This window comes from uncultured Streptococcus sp., assembly GCF_902463925.1.
GTDB lineage: Bacteria > Bacillota > Bacilli > Lactobacillales > Streptococcaceae > Streptococcus.
The window spans coordinates 107,068-124,532 of sequence record NZ_CABQHE010000005.1 but is presented as its reverse complement, the minus strand read 5'-3'; the positions used below and the strand labels follow the sequence as shown (position 1 = coordinate 124,532).

The following is a 17,465-nucleotide window of genomic DNA, read 5'->3' as shown; positions in this document are numbered from 1 at the left end:
CATACGGTCAACCCATCAATATGATAGGTTTTTATGCTATAATTGAGATAAATAGTAAATACAATAAAAGGAGTGCTTATGCCTTACGATTTACTCTTAGAGCGTTTTTTACGTTACGTCAAAATCAATACACGTAGTGATGAAAATGCAACAAGAACGCCAACAACACAAAGCCAGGTGGATTTTGCCTTGAAGGATTTAAAACCAGAATTAGAAGAACTCGGTTTAAGTAACATCCATTATTTGGAAAGTAATGGTTACCTAGTGGCTACCCTGCCGGCCAACGATGACCAATTAACACGTAAGATTGGTTTCATCTCTCATATGGATACTGCAGATTTTAATGCAGAAGGAGTATCACCCCAAGTTATTGAATCCTATGATGGAGGCATCATTCCCCTTGGAAGTTCAGGTTATAACCTAGACCCAGCTGATTTTCCAAATCTCCAGAATTACATTGGTCAGACACTTATTACGACAGATGGCACCACTCTTCTTGGTGCTGATGATAAGTCTGGTATTGCTGAGATAATGACGGCTTTGGCTTATTTGAAGGCTCATCCTGAAATCAAACATTGTGAGATTCGTGTAGGCTTTGGTCCCGATGAAGAAATTGGAATTGGCGCAGATAAATTTGATGTTGATGATTTTGATGTTGATTTTGCCTACACAGTTGACGGTGGTCCATTGGGTGAATTACAGTATGAAACCTTCTCTGCCGCGGGTGCAGAGCTGACCTTTCATGGCCGTAATGTCCACCCTGGAACAGCAAAAGGTCAGATGGTCAATGCTTTGCAATTGGCAATTGATTTTCATAATCAGTTACCAGCAGAAGAACGTCCAGAGCTGACGGATGGTTATCAAGGTTTCAACCATCTTCAAACAATGACAGGTACTGTTGAAGGAGCAAATTCATCATATATCATTCGTGATTTTGAGACAGAGTCTTTTGAAAATCGAAAAGCAACTTTCCAAGAAATTGCCGATAAAATGAATCAAGCCTACGGTCAAACGCGAGTTGATTTGGTGATCAAAGATCAATATTATAACATGCGTCAAGTCATTGAAAAAGATATGATGCCTGTTGAATTGGCTAAGGAGGTTATGGAGGATCTAGGAATTGTTCCAGTCATTGAGCCAATTCGTGGTGGAACTGATGGTTCAAAGATATCTTTCATGGGAATTCCAACGCCAAACCTTTTTGCAGGTGGTGAAAATATGCATGGTCGTTATGAGTACGTTTCTTTACAAACAATGGAAAAAGCTGTAGATGTTATTCTTGGAATTGTCAGTAACCCCTAATTGTGCTTGCTAAAAACTGATTTTATGGTAGAATTAGAAGTAATGGAGGTGCTGAGATGATTAAAATTTTCGGCAAGTATCGTTACCATTGGCAACCTGAATTATCTTGGCTTATCATTTATTGGTCTTTAGCCATCACGCCAATCTTTATTGCAGCCGCCCTTCTGTTCGAGTTGTACTCGGTGCCCTCACATATTTTGATGCTTTTCACTATTTTTGTTGCTTTATTTGGTCTAGGGTTCCATCGTTACTTTATTATTGAAGATTATGGAATACTGCGTATTGTTTCTTTCAATATTTTTAAACCGCGTAAGGTGCAGATTAGTGATATTGAAAAAGTGGAAGTTATCAAAACCGGCTTGTGCCTCATTTTTAAAAATGGAAAGAAACGTCATTTTTATATGAGAAAGTGGCCTAAGAAATATTTCTTAGATGCTTTAGCGCTTCATCCTGATTTCAAAGGTGAGGTAGAACTAATGGATTATATGACTAATTTTGATTATTTTGCTTTTTATGAGGAATCAAAAAAAGCCCTCAAGATTAAACTTCGCAAATAAGGGCTTTAGTAGGACAAGATTTGACAGCTGTCAAAGTTTCGGGGCTATTTTCAATCGTTCTAATAAGTTGGTCGCTATCTTTAAACCTAACGATTCCTTCGTCATCATAATCAAAGACAGGAGAGTAAGTTTGGCATAAACCACAAGCGATACATTTTTCTGGAATTAATGATACTTTCATAGTATTATTTTAAAATAGATTTATTGTTTTTACAAGGAGAAGATCATGAGTAAAAAACCATGGGAAGATAAGGTTTCTGAAGAAGAGTTGGAAGAAGTAGTTGATGCTGATTTTCTAGATGACGAAGATGAGTTTGAGGATTTTGAAGAAGAGGAAAACACTCCTTCAGATGAGAAGCAAGAAAAAGGTGGCTTCATCAATTCGTCATTCTTGACAGTCTTGCTTGGCTTATTCTTTATTATTGTTGTATGTATTTTGTTCTTTGTTTTCTACACATCAAATGTTGGAGGAAGCAAAACTGCAGCGTCTAAGGAATCTTCAGGTTTCTCTTCAACTTCAACTAGCAAAGTTGTTAAATCTTCATCAAGCGAAAAAGATTCAAGTAAGGGTGAAGATAGTGAGAAATCTACTAAAGAGAAATCTTCATCAACTAAAGCATCAAGCTCTTCTAAACATGTTGAAAAAAACTATGCAACTGAGTCAGCTGAAACAACATCATCAAGTGCTGCAGCAGCAACTGACGGTTCATCAATCGTTGTTCAATCTGGTGAAGGTGCTGGTTCAATCGCTGCACGTGCAGGTATCTCTGTAGATGAGTTGGAGCGTCTTAACCCTGATCACATGACAAATGGTTACTGGTATGCTAACCCAGGTGATGTCGTTAACGTTCAATAATTTTAAAAGCAAAGGAACATCATGAAAGATATTAGAATTGCTATTGATGGTCCTGCGTCAAGTGGAAAAAGTACAGTAGCCAAGATTATTGCAAAAAATCTTGGCTATACTTATCTTGACACAGGTGCTATGTACCGATCTGCAACTTATTTGGCCTTGCAGAATGGTTTGACTGAGGAAAATGTACCAGACATTTTGGAGCAACTATCTCAACATCCGATTTCATTCGGAAAAGCAGCAGATGGTAGTCAGCAGGTTTATGTGGGTGATGTTGATATTACACATCCCATTCGTGATAACCAAGTCACAAATAATGTTTCTTGGGTAGCAGCCATTCCTGAGGTGCGCCAAGAACTTGTTGCTCAACAACAACGTATTGCTCAAGATGGGGCTATTATCATGGATGGACGTGATATTGGTACTGTGGTTTTGCCTGATGCCGAACTAAAAATTTTCTTAATTGCTTCAGTTGATGAACGTGCGGAACGCCGTTATAAAGAAAATATCGAAAAAGGTATTCCTGCTGACCTTGAGACTCTAAAAAAGGAAATTGCTGAACGTGATTATAAAGATAGTCATCGTAAGGTATCGCCTCTTAAACCAGCGGAAGATGCCATCACTTTTGACACTACAGGTGTATCTATTGATGGTGTTGTGGAATTTATTCAAGAAAAAGCAAAAAAAATTATTGACAAAGGATGACTCACTTGTTATACTGTTAACAATGAGAAAAGCAGAAGTGAGAACTTCTCGCCTTGCGACTTAGGTTGTCTGGCCCAACATGTCAAATCCTTAAAGGGATATTATGTGTGCGGGCTTGTATATCAAGTCCGCTTTGTTTTTCTCTAAAAAAATAAAGAGGTGAAGATCATAGCTAAGAAAGATCTATTCATTAACGATGAAATTCGCGTTCGCGAAGTTCGTCTTGTTGGTCTTGATGGTGAACAATTGGGAATTAAACCATTGTCAGAAGCGCAAGCTATTGCAGATGATGCAAATGTTGACTTGGTTCTCATCCAACCACAAGCTACGCCACCTGTTGCGAAGATTATGGACTATGGTAAGTTCAAATTTGAGTATCAAAAGAAACAAAAAGAACAACGTAAGAAACAAAGCGTTGTTACCGTTAAGGAAGTTCGTTTGAGTCCAGTTATTGATAAAGGTGACTTTGAAACTAAACTTCGTAATGGCCGTAAGTTCCTTGAAAAAGGAAACAAGGTTAAGGTTTCTATCCGATTCAAAGGTCGTATGATTACTCACAAAGAAATCGGAGCTAAGGTCTTGGCGGAATTTGCTGAAAAAACGCAAGATATTGCGATTATTGAGCAAAGAGCGAAGATGGATGGACGTCAAATGTTCATGCAACTTGCACCAATTCCTGACAAAAAATAATTGTCAAACTAATACTATTTTAAGAGGAGAATTTTAAAATGCCAAAACAAAAAACACACCGCGCATCAGCTAAACGTTTCAAACGTACAGGTTCAGGTGGATTGAAACGCTTCCGTGCCTTCACATCTCACCGTTTCCACGGTAAAACTAAAAAACAACGTCGTCACCTTCGTAAAGCGTCAATGGTACATTCAGGTGACTTTAAACGTATCAAATCAATGCTTTCACAAATGCGTTAATTCGCTACAAGCATTACAAATTAACTAAACTAGAATTAATTCGGAGGAATATATAAATGGCTCGTGTTAAAGGTGGCGTTGTATCACGCAAACGTCGTAAACGTGTATTGAAACTTGCTAAAGGTTACTATGGTGCAAAACACATCTTGTTCCGTACTGCAAAAGAACAAGTAATGAACTCTTACTACTATGCATACCGTGACCGTCGTCAAAAGAAACGTGATTTCCGTAAACTTTGGATTACACGTATCAATGCGGCAGCTCGTTTGAACGGTTTGTCATACTCACAATTGATGCACGGTTTGAAATTGGCTGAAATCGAAGTTAACCGTAAAATGCTTGCTGATTTGGCAGTTAACGATGCAGCAGCTTTCACAGCTCTTGCAGATGCAGCTAAAGCAAAACTTGGTAAATAAGAATTAAGATGGGTTTTGCCCATCTTTTTTTATGGAGGTAATTATGATTCGTTTAGCAAGAGCAGAAGATATTCCAAGATTACAGGAGTTATTGGAGTAGATTCTTCTAGTTCATCATCACGCACGCCCTGATGTTTTTAAGTCAGAAGGCAGTAAATTTACAGATGTAGAGTTAGAAGCAGTGATTAATGATCCAACTAAACCCATTTTTGTATATGAGGATGAAGAAGGCCGTATCTTAGGTCATCTGTTCTTAATGATTAAAGAAGTAACTGATAATAATGGTCCACTAAAGGATGTTAAGACTCTTTTCATTGATGATTTATGCGTTGATAAGGAAGCTCGAGGTCAAAAATTAGGGGAGAAGCTTTATCAATTTGCTTTGGACTATGCTAAGGAGTTAGGTTGTTATAATCTGACACTTCACGTATGGAATGATAATGCGGGAGCTGTACGTTTTTATGAACGTTTAGGTATGAAACCGAGATATACAGAAATGGAAACTATCCTAAAATAATACGTTTTCATTAGAGAAATTCAAGTTATTTTTCATATCAAAAAACAGCCACGGATGTGACTGCTTGATGATGATTAGTTTTTCTTTTTCATTTCACCATGTGGGTAATAAGTTCCCTCTGGCATATCGTTAATGAAAACATGAATAGCTTCTTTAGGGGCTTTTGCAACTCGTGATACAACCTCAGTAACTTCACGAGCAAGTTCAATTTTTTGTTCTTCAGTACGACCTTCAAAGAGATCAATTTTTACAAATGGCATAATGCATCTCCTTAGTTTTGATAGTCCTATTATAGCATGAATTAAGAGAATATTCTAAAGTTTTTGGAAATTCTTGAAATAATGATAGACTATGATTTAATTTGAAAGTGGTAGGTGTCTTGTGACCTTAAAAACTGTTTGCGTTTTTAATTTGGTATATTCAAAGAGATGAAAACTCTTACTAAAAATGGTAAAATAGTGCTAACTAGAGACAGTAAGGAGTAAACTATGACAATTGATTTTCGCGCCGAAGTTGATAAACGTAAAGAAGCTTTGATGGAGGACCTTTTTGGTCTTTTGCGTATTAATTCAGAACGTGATGACAGTAAGGTTGATGAAAAGCACCCATTTGGTCCTGGACCAGTGAAAGCTCTAGAACATTTTCTTGTTTTAGCTGAACGTGATGGCTATAAGACTCGTAATATTGATAATTACGCTGGTGACTTTGAATTTGGTCAAGGTGATGAGGTCTTGGGTATCTTTGCACACTTGGATGTAGTTCCAGCCGGTAGCGGTTGGGATACAGATCCTTACGAACCAGTCATTAAAGAAGGAAAGCTTTATGCTCGTGGTTCATCAGATGATAAAGGGCCCACAATGGCTTGTTATTATGCCTTGAAAATTATCAAAGAGCTTGAGCTTCCAGTATCTAAGCGCGTTCGCTTTATTGTTGGTACAGATGAAGAATCTGGTTGGGGTGATATGGATTATTACTTCGCTCATAATGGATTGAAAGATCCTGATTTTGGTTTTTCTCCTGATGCAGAATTTCCAATTATCAATGGGGAAAAAGGAAATATTACTGCCTATCTTCATTTTGAAGGACAAAATGATGGTGACTTTAGCCTCGTTAGCTTTAATGGTGGTTTACGTGAAAATATGGTTCCTGAATCTGCAAGTGCTGAGTTTACGGCACCTATCACTTTACAGGAACTTGAGTCTAAACTTAATGACTTTGTTGCTGATCAAGAGGTAACTGGTCAAGTGACTGAAGAAGCAGGTGTTTTCCATGTGACTATTCATGGGAAATCAGCTCATGGTATGATGCCTCAAAATGGTATCAATGGGGCAACATACTTAGCACTCTTCCTTAGTCAATTTGATTTTCAGGCTAATGCTAAGACTTATTTGAATTTAGTTGCTGAAACACTTCATCAAGATTTCTTTGCTGAAAAGACAGGTCTTGCCTATACAGATTCTAAAATGGGTGAGTTAACTATGAATGCCGGTGTCTTTACCTTCAACAAGGAATCTGAAGACAATACCATTGCTTTGAATTTCCGCTACCCTAAAGGGGTTAATGTAGATGGTATTAAGGCTGGCCTTGAAAAACTTGAAGGACCCAAGACGGTCAGTCTTTCAGAACATGGTCACGTGCCGCATTACGTACCAGTTAGTGATCCTATGGTACAGACACTTCTTTCGGTTTATGAGAAACAGACAGGTCTTAAAGGTCATGAACAAATCATTGGTGGTGGAACCTTTGGACGTCTCCTTAAACGTGGTGTTGCTTATGGTGCTATGTTCCCTGGTTATGTCAATACCATGCATCAAGCAAATGAATTTACTGAAGTTGAGGACTTGTACCGTGCAGCTGCCATTTATGCAGAAGCTATCTATGAGTTGATCAAATAAAAAATAAGAGACATTTTGTCTCTTTTTTTGGAGGAAAATATGGAATCACTTGAAGAATTGACACAAGCCATTATGGCTGACGAACAAAATAAAACGTATACTGAACAAGGTATCAAACCCTTGTTTAGTATTCCAAAAACTGCGCGGATTAATATCGTAGGACAAGCTCCTGGTATCCGTGCTCAAGAATCTGGGCTTTATTGGAATGACCCTAGTGGAGATAATCTACGGGATTGGATGGGTGTGTCGCGAGAAGAATTTTATGAATCGGGTATGTTTGCCATTGTACCAATGGATTTTTATTTCCCGGGGCATGGAAAATCAGGAGATTTAGCTCCTCGCAAAGGTTTTGCAGATAAATGGCATGAGAGAGTTCTAGATTTAGCTCCAAATATTCAATTAACTATACTTGTGGGAAACTATGCTCAGCATTACTATTTGCATCAAAAATCATCAACTAAGTTAACAGATACAGTTAAACATTACAGAGATTATCTTCCAGATTATTTTCCTTTAGTTCATCCGTCACCACGAAATAATATCTGGCAAGCGAAAAATCCATGGTTTATGAAAGAAGTGGTTCCAGATTTAAAAGCATTGGTTCAAAAAATCTTGAGTCAATGAATTCAGATATCTGACCTTGAATAGTCACTAGTGATTCGTAATAGGTCAATGAGGGACTATTGGGAATACTCAAATGTTATTAAGATTTTAGCCCTTTGGGGCTGCTTATGTTCTTTTGGGTACAACCATTCTTGCGATGGATATGATTGGTGTACAGGCTGATGAGGCTTCAACTTCAGCTGCCACTGATACGCCACTCAGTGTTTCTGTGCTAACAGATACCGCTGTCAATTCATTAACTGTTAATCATTCAGAGAAGCAAGTTGTTTCTGTCAAAGAAGACGGAAATATCAGTTGTACCAACAAGTGTTGTTACAACTGATAGTCTTGAGGATGCTAAAGCCTCTGCGATAAAAAGGTTCCAACATCACCACGATTACATTGGAAGTTCTTCCGGTCGTACCGCCAAGACCAACTCCAGATACTGAAGTTCTTGTAGTTCCTCAAGCTGAGTTGCAACAAACTGGTGAGCACACAAGCTATGCAGGAGTGCTTGGATTCATTTCAATGATTTTTTCAGCTTTCGTAGGATTCTTCAAATGCCGTAAAGAAGACTAAGTGGTTCGATGATATTATTTCTCCGTCCAAACTAGATTCTAATTTTAGGGTCTAGTTTTATTGTTTTAAAGTTTTTGATAGCCTTTTCATGCTTATCGTTGCAATTTAAAGAAGACTCATGTTATAATGAATCTAACCGACTATATAGAAATATGCGAGGAGATCTGCATGGAAGAATTAAAAAAGCTCGCTGGTGTTAGCGCTGCCAGTTTTGTTGAAGATGGTATGGTTGTTGGCCTAGGTACTGGATCAACAGCTTATTTCTTTGTAGAGGAGATTGGTCGTCGTATAAAGGAGGAAGGTCTCAGTGTTGTAGGTGTAACGACATCTAGTCAAACAACGAAGCAAGCTGAAGGTCTAGGTATTCCTTTGAAATCAGTGGATGATATTGATAGTATTGATGTTACCGTTGATGGCGCCGATGAAGTAGATCCTCAACTCAACGGAATTAAAGGTGGCGGTGGTGCCCTCTTGATGGAAAAAATCGTTGCTACACCGACAAAAGAGTACATCTGGGTAGTTGATGAGTCTAAAATGGTTGATCAACTTGGTGCTTTTAAATTACCAGTCGAAGTTGTTCAATATGGTGCTGATCGCTTGTATCGCGTCTTTGAGTCTAAGGGCTATAAGCCATCATTCCGATTAACTGAACAAGGTGATCGCTTTGTTACAGATATGAAGAATTTCATTATTGATTTGGATCTCGGCAAAATTAATAATCCAGTTGCTTTAGGTGACGAACTAAAAGCTATTACTGGTGTTGTTGATCATGGTTTATTCAATGGAATGGTTAACAAGGTTATCGTTGCTGGAAAAGACGGTGTTAAGATTGTTGAGGTTAAGGATTAGTCCTGTTTAATTTTCTTTTAAATTGTAAATAAATAAAGTAACCTAATAGTTATGTTATCACTAGATTATTATATAGAAAGGAAAGAGGTAATTTCGAAAGATTTTAGCTCTTTGTGGTGTTATTATGTCCAAATTTAATCGAATGCATTTAATTGTTCTTGACTCAGTAGGTATTGGTGCAGCTCCAGATGCCAATAACTTTGTCAATGCTGGTGTTCCTGATGGAGCTTCAGATACCCTTGGACATATTTCTAAAACTGTTGGTTTGAATGTGCCAAACATGGCTAAACTTGGTCTTGGAAATATTCCTCGCGAACAAGCCTTGAAAACTGTTCCAGCCGAGAGCAACCCAACTGGTTACGCAACTAAGTTAGAAGAAGTCTCTCTTGGAAAAGATACCATGACAGGTCACTGGGAAATCATGGGACTTAATATTACAGAGCCTTTCGATACTTTCTGGAATGGCTTCCCAGAGGAAATTCTTACTCAAATTGAAGAATTCTCAGGACGTAAGGTCATCCGCGAGGCCAACAAACCTTATTCTGGTACAGCAGTTATCGATGACTTCGGACCACGCCAAATGGAAACAGGCGAATTGATTATTTATACATCAGCTGACCCAGTTCTTCAAATCGCAGCTCACGAAGATATTATTCCTGTCGAAGAATTGTATCGTATCTGTGAATTTGCGCGTTCCATCACTTTGGAACGTCCAGCTCTTCTTGGTCGTATCATTGCTCGTCCTTATGTTGGTGAGCCTGGAAACTTTACCCGTACATCTAACCGTCGTGACTTGGCTGTTTCACCATTTGCTCCAACTGTTTTGGACAAATTGAATGAGGCTGGTATCGATACTTATTCAGTTGGTAAGATTAGTGATATCTTCAATGGTGAAGGTATCAACCACGATATGGGTCACAACAAATCAAATAGCCACGGTGTAGACAATTTGATTAAGGCTATGACATCAGAAGAGTTTAAACATGGTTTCTCTTTCACAAACTTGGTAGACTTTGATGCTCTTTACGGACACCGTCGTAATCCACATGGCTATCGCGATTGCTTGCATGAATTTGATGAGCGCTTGCCTGAAATCATCGCAGCTATGAAAGAAGATGATCTCTTGATGATTACTGCAGACCATGGTAATGATCCAACTTATGCTGGTACAGACCATACTCGTGAATACATCCCATTCTTGGCTTACAGTCCAGCCTTCAAAGGTAGTGGCTTGATTCCAGTTGGACACTTCGCCGACATCTCAGCAACAATTGCGGATAACTTCGGTGTTGAGAAAGCCATGATTGGTGAAAGTTTCTTAGATAAACTTGTCTAAAATGAAACGTTATGCATTTCTGGTTCGTGGGATAAATGTTGGCGGTCGTAATAAGGTAGTCATGGAAAAATTCTGTCATGACCTTGAGAAACTTGGTTTTAAGAATGTTTCTTCCTATATTAAAAGTGGAAATTTTTTCTTTGATTCACCCATGATGAAAGAAGAATTACTTTTAGTCATAGAAGAATTTCTGAATCAGTCTTACTCTTTTATTACTGTCTTTTCCCTTTTCACACTAGAGGAATACCAAAATGAGTGTAAATCTCTACCGAAATGGTGGAAAAATGATTTATACAGAAAAGATGTCCTCTTTTATACAGTACAATTAGACAAGGATGAATTAAAGAGAGTAATAAATTCTTTTGATTTGGCAGATGAGACTCTTTATTTTGGGGAATTAGGAGTTTACTGGGGGAAAAATGATAAGGCGAGCTACAATCAAACGGCTTATCATAAAAATCTATTAAAGTCATCATTTTATCCTTATATTACGATTCGAAATGCAAGAACTTTTTCAAACATTGGTCATTATTTAAAAAATAAGGGACTAAAGGAGATTTAGAATGTCACTACTTGAAAAAATTAGAGATACACAAGCCTTTTTGGAAAGCAAAGGAATTGAAAAACCTGAGTTTGGTTTGATTTTGGGTTCTGGACTTGGAGAATTGGCTGAAGAGGTCCAAAATGCTATTGTAATCGATTACGCAGATATTCCAAACTGGGGACAATCAACAGTAGTCGGTCATGCAGGTAAACTTGTATATGGTACTTTGTCTGGACGTAAGGTATTGGCTCTTCAAGGACGTTTCCATTTTTATGAAGGAAATCCTCTTGAAGTGGTAACTTTTCCTGTACGTGTCATGAAAGCTCTTGGTTGCGAAGGTGTTATTGTAACTAATGCTGCTGGTGGTATTGCCTTCGGTCCTGGTACTTTGATGGCTATTACTGACCATATCAATATGACTGGACAAAACCCATTGATCGGTGAAAACTTGGATGATTTTGGTCCACGTTTCCCTGATATGTCTAAAGCCTACACACCTGAATATCGTGAAACCGCTCATCAAGTGGCTGATAAACTTGGTATTAAATTGAATGATGGTGTTTATATTGGTGTGACTGGTCCAACTTATGAAACTCCAGCTGAAATCCGTGCTTATAAGACGCTTGGGGCAGATGCTGTTGGAATGTCAACTGTTCCTGAGGTTATTGTAGCAGCTCACTCTGGTTTGAAGGTTCTTGGTATTTCATGTATTACCAACTTTGCGGCTGGTTTCCAAGAAGAATTGAACCACGAAGAAGTGGTAGAAGTGACAGAGCGTGTCAAAGGGGACTTCAAAGGATTGCTAAAAGCTATTTTGGCGGAACTCTAAAATATGATTGCTCAGGTAAGGAAATGTTTAAGGTTGTTACCGAAATCCCTTAAGCTGAGTTTAGCTGTTATTGGAACCGGTATTGCTTCAGGGCTTGTTGGAATTTTTTGCCACTATCTTCTAGAATTTATACAAGTTCTTGCGTTTGGTAAAGATAAAGAGAGCCTCTTGTTACAGTTTCAATCAGTGAGTGCTTTTCGAAGGCTCTCAGTCTTACTTGTTGTTGGGGTCTTATCTAGTTTATTTTGGTATTTTCTTCAACGCCATGTCACCATACTTTCCATTAGCAAAGCTAAGAAACTCGTTGGTAAAAGAAGTCCAAATTTTCTAGGTCAGTCTCTACATGCATTAATCCAGGTGGCAATCGTTGCTGCTGGGGCCTCAATAGGTAAAGAAGGAGCACCTCGAGAATTGGGTGCTCTCTTTGGTGGTAGTCTTTCTAAAGAATTGAATTTAGACATTTCCGATAGACAATTATTAATTGCTTGTGGTGCTGGTTCAGGGCTAGCCTCTGTTTACCAAGTGCCTTTTGCTAGCGCTTTATTTGTTTTGGAAACATTAGGAGTCTCTTGGACACTAAAGAATATTATCATTATTTTTGCGACTACTTATGTATCTGCTTATTGTGCCAGACCAATTGTTGGTGGACACACTTTATATACAGTCGATAAAGTGACTATTGATTCCTCCAGTTTCATACAGGCAATCATCTTAGCATTATTTGTAACACCACTTGCCATAATATTTGGATATTTAGCAAAGAAGGCTAGTAAACATCGTATTACAGGTAAAGAAATTCTTTGGACTTTGCCCTTTACCTTTATGATTCTTGGTGTACTGTCAGCTTACCTTCCTATTTTTATGGGAAATGGACAGGTTTTAGCTCAATGGATTTTTTCTGGGAACTCTTCAGCATATCTTCCTGTCATTCTCATCATCAAATGTCTATTGGTCTGTCTACTTTTAAGGAGTGGTGCTTATGGCGGAACTCTGACGCCATCGTTTGCTTTAGGTGTAGGTACGGGTTATCTAATAACGGTGCTTCTTGGAAATTTTGGATTTTCTCATAGTCTTAGTTTAGGCATGTTACTTGGTGCAACCGTATTTTTAGGAACAACTTTGGATGCTCCTCTAACTGGTATAGCCTTAGTGCTAGGATTTACTGGTCAAGGAGGACTGGTAGCAGTACCACTAATCTTAGCGAGTCTACTATCAAAGATAATAAAAAATAGATGGAAGAAAAAACAATGAATATTCATTTTGTCTTACACGAAAAATTTGAGGTTCCAGGAGCTTATTTGAAATGGGCTCAAAAGCGTGGACACCATATTTCGGCAACAAAGGTTTATGAGGAAGAAAAACTTCCAGAAGCTGTTTATGATATTGATTTCCTTATAGTAATGGGCGGACCTCAGTCACCTGATGAAGATCGTCAAGTCTTTCCATACTATGATCCAAAGGCTGAAATTGCATTAATTCAAAAAGCTATTGATGCTGATATCTATATTGTCGGGGTATGCTTAGGGGCTCAACTTTTAGCTGTAGCTTATGGTGGGAAATATGAACATAGTCCAGAACGTGAGATTGGCGTTTTCCCTTTGACCTTAACAGAGGAAGGATTAGCTGATGAGCACATTAAAGATTTTGGTTCTACTTTAAACACGGGTCACTGGCATGGTGATATGCCTGGTTTGAGCGACAAGGCTGTTGTTCTTGCGACCAGTAAGGGCTGTCCACGCCAAATACTTCGCTTTAGCCCCAAACATTATGCCTTCCAAGCACATTTAGAGTTTGACCTTGAAGCGATTGATTTACTGATAGCTGCTGATGGTGAAGAGCACTTGTGCCAGCAAAATAAACAGTTACCTTTTGTTCAAACACCAGAACAATTGCGTAATCATGATTATTCTCAAATGAATAAAAAGTTATTTGCTTTTCTAGATTCACTAACCCAGATCTAAACATTTAAGTAGCTCATATACTACTTATATAGTAGTAGAAAACTTTAAAAAAATATAACTAAAGGATGGTGGAGCAGGTATTTATATTTGAAAACGAGTGGAAAGTTTGGAAAATAGCTAACCTTCCTAGATGCGTAGAGCTGTGTCAGCTTCCTAATTTTCAGTCGCTTTCTAGTTGCTCTTTTACCTTAATAATAATAGAAAGGATGGGTTAACTGTATTCACTGAACTGAATACGGGCGGAGAACAGTGAAAAAGATAGAATGGATAGCATTTGCAATGCTTCGTCAGTTTCCTATTTTTTACTTCGTCTCTGTCGCCCTTTATAGATTAATTATGTCAATTCATATTTCTGCCAAACAAGGAGATATTGCTGATAAGATTCTTCTTCCTGGGGATCCTTTACGTGCAAAATTTATTGCTGAAAATTTCCTTGAAGATGCTGTGTGTTTCAACGAAGTTCGTAACATGTTTGGTTACACAGGAACATACAAGGGTGAACGTATCTCAGTAATGGGAACTGGGATGGGGATGCCATCTATCTCTATCTATGCACGTGAGCTCATTGTTGACTACGGTGTCAAAAAATTAATTCGCGTAGGAACTGCTGGTTCTCTGAATGAGGATGTTCACGTTCGTGAGTTAGTTCTGGCACAAGCAGCAGCAACTAACTCTAATATTATTCGTAATGACTGGCCTCAATACGACTTTCCTCAAATTGCAAGTTTCAATCTCTTGGATAAGGCTTATCACATCGCCAAAAATCTTGGTATGACAACACATGTTGGTAATGTTCTATCTTCTGATGTTTTCTACTCAAATTATTTTGAAAAAAATATTGAGCTTGGGAAATGGGGCGTGAAGGCTGTCGAAATGGAAGCAGCAGCACTTTACTACCTTGCAGCCCAACACCAAGTAGATGCTCTGGCTATTATGACTATTTCTGATAGTTTGGTAAATCCAGATGAGGACACAACTGCTGAAGAACGTCAAAATACCTTTACTGACATGATGAAAGTAGGTCTTGAAACTCTTATTGCAGACTAGATTATGAAAAGGATGTCTGTAGCTATCTTTTTTTGATTAACCGAAAGGTTGTATTATTTCGATAGGTAGAAAGGTTAAAAGTTTTCAAACTACAAGAATACTCTAAAAGTATTTTAAGGAATTTGTCTTTAATGGTTAGATAAATAACTGATAATCTCATGAAACGTCTTAAAAATGTGATATAATACTTACAATATTAGAAATAGTGATAAAGAATAGATACTTGATAGGCTTATGAAAAACGGTTTCTTCTTTTTTAAAAATAATGACAATTGAAATGAAGTTATAGTAATGTTATAATGATGATGGAAAATGTCTAATTTTAATATTCAGGAGAAATTTATATGAGTTCGCGTACGAAGCGTAAGCAAAAACGGACGAACAATAGATCGTTGGTAATGGTCAACTTTGGATTGACCATTCTGTATGCTATTTTGGCAGCGGTCTTATTATTCATTATGTTCAATTATAACTTCCTATCTTTTAGGTTTTTGAATATAATTATTACCTTTGGTTTGTTACTGGTTCTTGCTGTTAGTATCTTCTTTCAGAAAACCAAAAAATCACCACTAGTGACAACGGCTATATTAGTAATCTTTTCACTATTTTCTTTGGCTGGTATTTTTGGATTTAAACAACTGATTGATATCACTGACCGTATGAATCAGACTGCAGCTTTTTCAGAGGTAGAAATGAGCATTGTGGTTCCGAAGGATAGTGATATCAAAGATGTGAGTCAGATTACTAGCGTTCAGGCACCGATTAAGATTGATAAGAAAAATATCGATACTTTGATGTCAGCTTTAAAGGACGACAAGAAAGTTGATGTCAAAGTAGATGATGTTGCTTCCTATCAAGAAGCTTATGACAATCTTAAGTCTAGAAATTCTCAAGCAATGGTCTTGAGTGGTTCTTATGCTAGCCTATTAGAATCAGTTGATAGTAACTACGCTTCAAATCTAAGAACGATTTATACCTACAAAATTAAAAGGAAGAATAACGGCCCTGCGAAACAGGTGGACTCAAAAGTTTTCAATATTTATATTAGTGGTATTGATACCTATGGTTCAATTTCGACAGTATCGCGTTCAGACGTTAATATCATTATGACTGTTAATATGAATACGCATAAGATTCTTTTGACAACAACACCTCGTGACGCATATGTTAAGATTCCTGGTGGTGGAGCGAACCAGTATGATAAGCTAACTCACGCAGGTATCTATGGTGTTGAAACATCAGAGCAAACTTTGGAAAATCTTTATGGTATTAATATTGATTATTATGCACGTATCAACTTCACGTCATTCCTTAAATTGATTGACCAACTTGGTGGTGTGACCGTTCATAATGATCAAGCCTTCAAAAGTCTTCATGGGAAGTTTGATTTCCCAGTTGGAGATATTCAAATGAACTCAGAACAAGCACTTGGTTTTGTTCGTGAGCGTTATAGCTTGGATGGTGGTGATAATGATCGTGGTAAAAATCAAGAAAAAGTTATTTCAGCGATTGTTAACAAATTAGCTTCACTTCATTCAGTATCAAACTTTACGTCAATTGTTAACAATCTTCAAGATTCTGTTCAAACTAACATGTCTTTGGATACCATTAATGCCTTGGCTAATACACAACTGGATTCAGGAACTAAATTTACAGTTACATCTCAAGCAGTGACAGGTAGAGGCTCAACGGGACAATTGACTTCATATGCTATGCCAAATTCTAGTCTCTACATGATGAAGCTAGATGATTCTAGTGTGGAAAGTGCTGCCCAAGCTATCAAAAATATGATGGAGGAAAAATAAGTGATTGATGTTCATTCACATATTGTTTTTGATGTCGATGATGGTCCTAAAACTTTAGAGGAAAGTTTGGAACTCATTGGAGAAAGTTACGCTCAAGGTGTGCGTACGATTGTTTCTACCTCCCACCGTCGTAAGGGGATGTTTGAAACCCCAGAGGATAAAATCTTTGCAAATTTTTCAAAAGTTAAAGAAAAAGCAGAAGCACTTTATCCTGATTTAACTCTTTTTTATGGTGGTGAACTTTATTACACCTCAGACATTATTGATAAACTTGAAAAGAATCTCATTCCTCGTATGCACAACACGCAATTTGCTTTGATTGAGTTTAGTGCCAGAACATCTTGGAAGGAAATTCATGACGGGCTGAGTAATGTTATACGAGCAGGGGTAACACCGATTGTTGCTCACATTGAACGCTATGACGCCCTTGAAGAAAACGCTGATCGAGTTCGTGAAATTATCAATATGGGTTGCTACACACAAGTTAATAGCTCTCATGTCTTAAAACCAAAGCTATTTGGCGATAAAGAAAAAGTGAGAAAGAAACGTGTACGCTTTTTCTTAGAAAAGAATTTAGTTCATATTGTTGCTAGTGATATGCATAATCTTGGTCCAAGACCACCATTTATGAAGGATGCATATGCTGTTATTAAAAAAACTTATGGAACTAGACGCGCACGTGATCTCTTTATCGAGAACCCCAAAACACTACTTGAAAATCAATACATATAGGAGAAA

23 protein-coding genes and 1 other annotated feature are annotated in these 17,465 nt (G+C 37.8%); of the genes, 21 read left to right on the top strand and 2 right to left on the bottom strand.

Going from position 1 to position 17,465, the window contains the following annotated elements; all coding sequences use genetic code 11:
• The first annotated feature begins 78 nt into the window (after positions 1-78).
• Both pepT and RDY04_RS05245 read left to right on the top strand, forming a co-directional pair.
• Positions 79-1,302, top strand: coding sequence for a peptidase T (pepT, locus tag RDY04_RS05250; RefSeq protein WP_303950965.1), 1,224 nt, complete (start codon positions 79-81; stop codon positions 1,300-1,302).
• A 56-nt stretch (positions 1,303-1,358) separates the two neighbouring features.
• Positions 1,359-1,859, top strand: coding sequence for an EbsA family protein (locus RDY04_RS05245; RefSeq protein ID WP_303950963.1), 501 nt, complete (start codon positions 1,359-1,361; stop codon positions 1,857-1,859).
• Here the strand turns inward: RDY04_RS05245 and RDY04_RS05240 are convergent.
• Positions 1,843-2,040, bottom strand: coding sequence for a ferredoxin (locus RDY04_RS05240; RefSeq protein ID WP_003093080.1), 198 nt, complete (start codon positions 2,038-2,040; stop codon positions 1,843-1,845). The two genes, RDY04_RS05245 and RDY04_RS05240, sit on opposite strands and share 17 nt — an antisense overlap.
• A 45-nt stretch (positions 2,041-2,085) precedes the next feature.
• Here RDY04_RS05240 and RDY04_RS05235 point away from each other — a divergent pair, with 45 nt between their 5' ends.
• The 6 genes from RDY04_RS05235 (at position 2,086) to RDY04_RS05210 (ending at position 5,279) form a co-directional block, all read left to right on the top strand.
• Positions 2,086-2,715 carry an SAG1386/EF1546 family surface-associated protein gene (locus RDY04_RS05235; protein WP_303950960.1) on the top strand — a complete coding sequence of 210 codons (630 nt, stop codon included), beginning with the start codon at positions 2,086-2,088 and terminating at the stop codon, positions 2,713-2,715.
• Between the two features lie 21 nt (positions 2,716-2,736).
• On the top strand, positions 2,737-3,417 hold the full coding sequence (cmk, locus tag RDY04_RS05230) for a (d)CMP kinase (protein ID WP_303950957.1): 681 nt from the start codon (positions 2,737-2,739) through the stop codon (positions 3,415-3,417).
• A gap of 23 nt (positions 3,418-3,440) precedes the next feature.
• Positions 3,441-3,563: a sequence feature (ribosomal protein L20 leader region), on the top strand.
• Between the two features lie 13 nt (positions 3,564-3,576).
• Positions 3,577-4,107, top strand: coding sequence for a translation initiation factor IF-3 (gene infC, locus RDY04_RS05225; protein ID WP_002885108.1), 531 nt, complete (start codon positions 3,577-3,579; stop codon positions 4,105-4,107).
• A 38-nt stretch (positions 4,108-4,145) separates the two neighbouring features.
• A complete protein-coding gene (rpmI, locus tag RDY04_RS05220) occupies positions 4,146-4,346 on the top strand; it encodes a 50S ribosomal protein L35 (RefSeq protein ID WP_002885093.1) in 201 nt (66 codons plus the stop codon).
• A gap of 56 nt (positions 4,347-4,402) precedes the next feature.
• On the top strand, positions 4,403-4,762 hold the full coding sequence (gene rplT / locus RDY04_RS05215; protein WP_002885090.1) for a 50S ribosomal protein L20: 360 nt from the start codon (positions 4,403-4,405) through the stop codon (positions 4,760-4,762).
• A gap of 100 nt (positions 4,763-4,862) precedes the next feature.
• Positions 4,863-5,279, top strand: coding sequence for an N-acetyltransferase (locus RDY04_RS05210; RefSeq protein WP_303951017.1), 417 nt, complete (start codon positions 4,863-4,865; stop codon positions 5,277-5,279).
• Positions 5,280-5,353: 74 nt separating this feature from the next.
• Here the strand turns inward: RDY04_RS05210 and RDY04_RS05205 are convergent, their stop codons facing one another.
• Positions 5,354-5,539: a 4-oxalocrotonate tautomerase gene (locus RDY04_RS05205; RefSeq protein WP_002885057.1), complete on the bottom strand. Its 186-nt coding sequence runs from the start codon at positions 5,537-5,539 to the stop codon at positions 5,354-5,356.
• Between the two features lie 228 nt (positions 5,540-5,767).
• On the opposite strand from RDY04_RS05205, the gene pepV reads away from it, so the two are divergent.
• From pepV to cps4B, 13 genes are all read left to right on the top strand, one after another.
• Positions 5,768-7,174 (top strand): dipeptidase PepV, encoded by a 1,407-nt coding sequence (gene pepV, locus RDY04_RS05200; protein WP_303950878.1) that lies wholly within the window; start codon positions 5,768-5,770, stop codon positions 7,172-7,174.
• A gap of 39 nt (positions 7,175-7,213) precedes the next feature.
• The gene (locus tag RDY04_RS05195) at positions 7,214-7,798 is read left to right on the top strand and encodes a uracil-DNA glycosylase family protein (RefSeq protein ID WP_303950876.1); all 585 of its coding nucleotides are present in this window, start codon (positions 7,214-7,216) and stop codon (positions 7,796-7,798) included.
• Between the two features lie 115 nt (positions 7,799-7,913).
• A complete protein-coding gene (locus RDY04_RS05190; protein WP_303950873.1) occupies positions 7,914-8,120 on the top strand; it encodes a hypothetical protein in 207 nt (68 codons plus the stop codon).
• Between the two features lie 59 nt (positions 8,121-8,179).
• Positions 8,180-8,356: a hypothetical protein gene (locus RDY04_RS05185; RefSeq protein ID WP_303950870.1), complete on the top strand. Its 177-nt coding sequence runs from the start codon at positions 8,180-8,182 to the stop codon at positions 8,354-8,356.
• A gap of 168 nt (positions 8,357-8,524) precedes the next feature.
• The gene (gene rpiA / locus RDY04_RS05180; protein WP_303950869.1) at positions 8,525-9,205 is read left to right on the top strand and encodes a ribose-5-phosphate isomerase RpiA; all 681 of its coding nucleotides are present in this window, start codon (positions 8,525-8,527) and stop codon (positions 9,203-9,205) included.
• Positions 9,206-9,329: 124 nt separating this feature from the next.
• Positions 9,330-10,541, top strand: a complete 1,212-nt coding sequence (locus RDY04_RS05175; RefSeq protein WP_003092904.1) for a phosphopentomutase — start codon at positions 9,330-9,332, stop codon at positions 10,539-10,541.
• 1 nt (position 10,542) lies between these two features.
• A complete protein-coding gene (locus RDY04_RS05170; RefSeq protein ID WP_303950866.1) occupies positions 10,543-11,103 on the top strand; it encodes a DUF1697 domain-containing protein in 561 nt (186 codons plus the stop codon).
• A 1-nt stretch (position 11,104) separates the two neighbouring features.
• Positions 11,105-11,914, top strand: coding sequence for a purine-nucleoside phosphorylase (locus RDY04_RS05165; RefSeq protein ID WP_303950865.1), 810 nt, complete (start codon positions 11,105-11,107; stop codon positions 11,912-11,914).
• A 3-nt stretch (positions 11,915-11,917) separates the two neighbouring features.
• Positions 11,918-13,165 carry a chloride channel protein gene (locus tag RDY04_RS05160; protein WP_303950862.1) on the top strand — a complete coding sequence of 416 codons (1,248 nt, stop codon included), beginning with the start codon at positions 11,918-11,920 and terminating at the stop codon, positions 13,163-13,165.
• Entirely contained in the window at positions 13,147-13,875 is a 729-nt protein-coding gene (locus tag RDY04_RS05155) for a type 1 glutamine amidotransferase (protein ID WP_303950860.1), read from the top strand. Before RDY04_RS05160 ends, RDY04_RS05155 begins: the two co-directional genes overlap by 19 nt.
• A gap of 336 nt (positions 13,876-14,211) precedes the next feature.
• On the top strand, positions 14,212-14,922 hold the full coding sequence (gene deoD / locus RDY04_RS05150; RefSeq protein WP_272148019.1) for a purine-nucleoside phosphorylase: 711 nt from the start codon (positions 14,212-14,214) through the stop codon (positions 14,920-14,922).
• Between the two features lie 344 nt (positions 14,923-15,266).
• The gene (locus RDY04_RS05145; RefSeq protein ID WP_303950856.1) at positions 15,267-16,727 is read left to right on the top strand and encodes an LCP family protein; all 1,461 of its coding nucleotides are present in this window, start codon (positions 15,267-15,269) and stop codon (positions 16,725-16,727) included.
• Positions 16,728-17,459, top strand: a complete 732-nt coding sequence (cps4B, locus tag RDY04_RS05140) for a capsular polysaccharide biosynthesis protein Cps4B (protein ID WP_303950853.1) — start codon at positions 16,728-16,730, stop codon at positions 17,457-17,459.
• The last annotated feature ends 6 nt before the right edge of the window (positions 17,460-17,465 follow it).